Source organism: Pseudomonas sp. URMO17WK12:I11, assembly GCF_007677725.1.
Lineage (GTDB): Bacteria > Pseudomonadota > Gammaproteobacteria > Pseudomonadales > Pseudomonadaceae > Aquipseudomonas.
On record NZ_VEDF01000027.1, the window covers coordinates 1 to 4,136 of the forward strand.

4 protein-coding genes are annotated in these 4,136 nt (G+C 55.9%); all 4 read left to right on the plus strand.

All coding sequences use genetic code 11. The features are described from left to right. A partial coding sequence (locus tag FS665_RS23025) for a DUF2345 domain-containing protein (RefSeq protein WP_145193636.1) occupies positions 1-945 on the plus strand: 945 nt, incomplete at its 5' end. Beyond that, positions 942-1,931: a DUF2515 family protein gene (locus FS665_RS23030; RefSeq protein ID WP_145193638.1), complete on the plus strand. Its 990-nt coding sequence runs from the start codon at positions 942-944 to the stop codon at positions 1,929-1,931. The genes FS665_RS23025 and FS665_RS23030, both read left to right, overlap by 4 nt. Beyond that, the gene (locus FS665_RS23035; RefSeq protein ID WP_256675138.1) at positions 1,924-2,781 is read left to right on the plus strand and encodes a hypothetical protein; all 858 of its coding nucleotides are present in this window, start codon (positions 1,924-1,926) and stop codon (positions 2,779-2,781) included. Before FS665_RS23030 ends, FS665_RS23035 begins: the two co-directional genes overlap by 8 nt. Positions 2,782-2,816: 35 nt before the next feature. Further along, a partial coding sequence (locus FS665_RS23040; RefSeq protein WP_145193640.1) for a type VI secretion system Vgr family protein occupies positions 2,817-4,136 on the plus strand: 1,320 nt, incomplete at its 3' end.

The following is a 4,136-nucleotide window of genomic DNA, read 5'->3' on the forward strand; positions in this document are numbered from 1 at the left end:
CAGCAGCAGTTGCAGAACAGCGAGCAACGGCTCAAGACCCTCTCCGACACGGCCAAGCAACACAACGCCGACGCTCTACAAGCCGGCCTCGACAGCCTCACCCAGCTCAACGCCGACGCCGACGTCACCTACGGCAGCGACAACAGCAGCCCGAGCCAGGGCCCGAACGAGCAGCAACGCAACGGCGGCGACACCGCCTGGGCCATCCGTAGCGGTGGTCGCGGCGAGACGCCGGGGTACCAGAAGCCACTGCTGATCGCCTCCTCCCCAGCCGACATTGCCACCGCCACCCCGCAGAACACCCATCTGCACAGTGGCAAGCACCTGACCGTGAGTACCGGTGAGGACGTCAGTATTGCCAGCGGCAAGTCATTGCTGGCCAGCGTGGTGCAAAGCATCAGCCTGTTTGCACAGAACGCGGGGGCCAAGTTGTTTGCCGCCAAGGGCAAGGTCGAACTGGAAGCACAAAGTGATGCCATGGAACTGACTGCACTGCAGAGCATGAAGCTCACATCGCTGGAACAGTTGATCGAGATGTCGGCGCAGAAGGAGATCCTGCTTACCAGCGGCGGTGCTTATATCCGCATCAAGGGCAGCAACATCGAGGTGCATGCGCCGGGGACCATCGACATCAAGGGGGCGAAGAAAACGCTGGATGGGCCGGCCAGCATGGAGCACTCATTGAAGGAGCTACCCACCGGTCCTGACTCTGGCATGTATGACGAGCAGAACAGGTTGATGACCAATTTCCGTGTACCGCTGGAGAACGTGGCTGTCGAGGTTGAAATTCCAGGCGAAGGTAAAAGGGTTTATTTCACCGATCAAGATGGTGCTACGCCCCGCTTCTTTAGCGACAAAGCTAAGAATGCAAAAGTCAGTTTAATTCCAGACGAATTGATAGTGCCCGCAAATGCGGACAAATACGTACCGAGAACGAAATCATGAAGGAAGATTTTAATCTTAATGCGCAGGCCTGCTCAGTCAATGACTTGAATCCTGGCTGCGTAGATCTTTGGACGCTCGGTCAACAAACTGCAACAAGGCGGCTATGCATCAAAACTCGGCTTGAGTTTAAAGAGCCCGCACGCTACGAACTTGTCGAAAATTTTAGCACGCGCGCGGCACGCATCGCCGGCAACTACGGAAAAATCTACTTGGAACTGGAGAGCGGCGGCAAGCCCGAATTCAAAGGACGATTCTACTGGACAGGACTTGCGGCGTTTGCCAGCAAGCAGGTCATGTGCGCACTTGATTATTCTAGCACCACAAAAATGCGGTACACCACTATTGGTTATGCCGCACTTGAAGCGACCAAAGTATTTCTAGGGAAAGGTAATTTCTGGCTTTTTCAAGACATTTTCGTATGGCACTGGTTCTATATAAATTATCCAGAGCAATTTAAAGAATGCATGTGCAGCCGCAACTGGACTAAGTACAGAGATCGCTTCAGGCCTGCTTTCGAGTCGCTCCCTTGGGCAAGCGAAGTACCGGCTAAAATCAACAACCTACAGGTAACCGACTATCTCGCGCAGGGATTTTCCTATTTCCCCAAAATCGAGAAAAATGTTAACCGTGATGACCGCCGAACGCAACAGCTGGCGTCACTCATGGCGATTGCGAACCATGAACAACGCATGATTTTGCAGCCACTGATTTATGAGAACAAAATATTCAAGACGCTGCTCAACAGTCAGGCTTTAGTCGAAGGCCATTTCGGCGTACCTCGTCGGCTCGCTGCATTCAGCACGGCTTGCGAAACGAACGACCCTCATTACGACATCGTAATGACTGAAGGTAAATTGCATAACGTCACGGACAGAATGAAATTCATTGGAAATATTGCAAATAAGTACCACAACCTTATGCAGACCCAGAGCTCCCACATGGAAAGCACAATAAGGACCATTGCCTCTTGGAGTGAAAATGCGTAAACCCGTGATTATCTTGCTGTTCGCAGCACTGTTTGGATGTGAGAATCCGGAAATGAAAAACGACAGACCCACAATCAAAATAAATTTTTACGAATCTATTCAGTCCCTGCTGTCTAAATCGACTGCACCGCTGTCCAAAGACTGCAATAGTGATATCTGCTTTTTTGAGTTCGACATCTCGTCAGCCAGCCCGAACAAAGCCGTATTGACCGTTGAAAGCAGAAATCAACCTATGGTATTTGACGACGTTATCAGCGCGGCATTAATGACCTACAAAAGTGATACGCTCTCAAATTCGTATGTCACGCTGAATGGCGTAGCGCCAAATAGCGAGCACGAACTTGCCATGAATTATTTTAGTGAGCTTCTAGATAAACTCAGCAAGGCGGGATGGCAACGCTATATCTATCCAAACGAGGCGAGAATCCCAGCCACTGAAAGCAGTAAATTCAAAGATGTGGATGAAGTGCTAGGTACTCCTGTCGCAACGGGCCCATGGCAAGACCCCACCCTTGGCCTGGATAAAAATGGCTGGCTATCTATGCCAATGTTCAGCAATTGGCTGTTGTATAGAGACAATGAATACCTAAAATTAACCGTACAGCGTGAAAACGACACGCAAGCGCCCAGAGAGAAAGGGTCCTACTTGTTCACCTTGACCTTCCGGAGTGAAGCCGATTTTTACAAGGGCTTCGTTGATGACGAAGACCGCGAAAACTGGAAAGCTCTTTTACCTGCCGAACTCAAACGCATGGCCCAGGAACGCGCCCAAACCGAAGCACGCCTGAAAAAAATGGGCATCGCCATCGATGAGGACTACCAGGACCCGCCCATCAAGGCCCTGGAATAACCACCCGATCAGCCCCCACTCAGGAGACCCTTGTCATGGACCTGACCTTCGGCACCCCGCTCTCGCAGAGCGGCCGCCTGCTGCAATTGACCACCCCATTGGGTGCCGATCAGCTGCAGGCCCTGCGCGCCCACGGCGTCGAGCGCATCGGCCGCACCCCGCGCTACACCCTCGACGTGCTGGTGCAGGACACCGAGTACGACCCGGAAAAACTCATCGGCCAGCCCGTCAGCCTCGCCCTGCTCTGCGACGATGGCAGCCAGGCTCAACGCCATGGCCTGGTCGAAAGCGTGCGTTATCTGGGCAGCGATGGCGGCCTGCACGACTGGCAGCTGGTCTTTGCGCCCTGGTTCAGCCTGCTCGAGTACCGCAGCGACTGCCGCATCTGGCAGGACAAGACCTTGCCCGCTATTCTCGAGTCGGTGTTCAGCCAGTACGAACAAGCCAAGGGCAACTACCGCCTCGACCTGCGCCGCGATTACGCGCCGCTGTCCTACGTCACCCAGTTCAACGAGACTGACGCCAACTTCGTGCAGCGCTGGTGCGAGCTCGAAGGCATTTTCTGGTACGTCGAGCACCAGGCCGACAGCCACTGCATCGTTTTCACCGACAGCAACGACACCCTGCCCGCCCTCGCCCCGCAGCAACTGCCGTTCCACACCCAGAGCGTGACCCAGAAGCAGGACGGCATCACCCAGTGGAGCACCGGCTCGCAACTGCTCAGCGGCAAGCTCAACTGGCGCAGCGTCGACTACCTGGCCCACAGCCAGCCGCGGGAAAGTGTGATGCCGGCCCTGCAGGCCGCCTCTGCCCCCGCCGCGCTGGAGCGTTACGAATACCAGGGCCAGTACAACTGGCAGAAACAGGAGCGCGGCGACTGGCTCAGCCGCGTGCAGATCGAACAGCGCGAATCCCAGGCGCGCCGCGTGCACGGCCAAGCCGGCGTGCGCCAGTTGCAGGCCGGCCGCTGGTTCGAACTGACCCAGCATTCGCTGTACGAGCGCAAGGCCGCCGAGGACCGGCAGTTTCTGCTGATCGAGGTGCAGTTCTTCGCCGAAAGCAACCTGCCCATGGCCCAGCAACGCCGCGAAGCGCCTGGCAGCCTGGCGCCGCTGTTCAAAACCGTACGCCCTGCGCCGGACGACTCGCTGCTCGGCTCGGCCCTGAGCGAAGCTTCTTATGGCTTCTTCACCAGCCACTTCGAAGGCCAGCTGCACAGCGCGCCGTACCGTAGCCCGTTCGAACACGCAAAGCCGACGTCGCCTGGCCCGCAGACCGCCGTAGTGGTCTCGCCCAACGGCCATGAACTGTTCACCGACAGCCTCAACCGCGTCTGCGTACGCTTCCACTGGGAC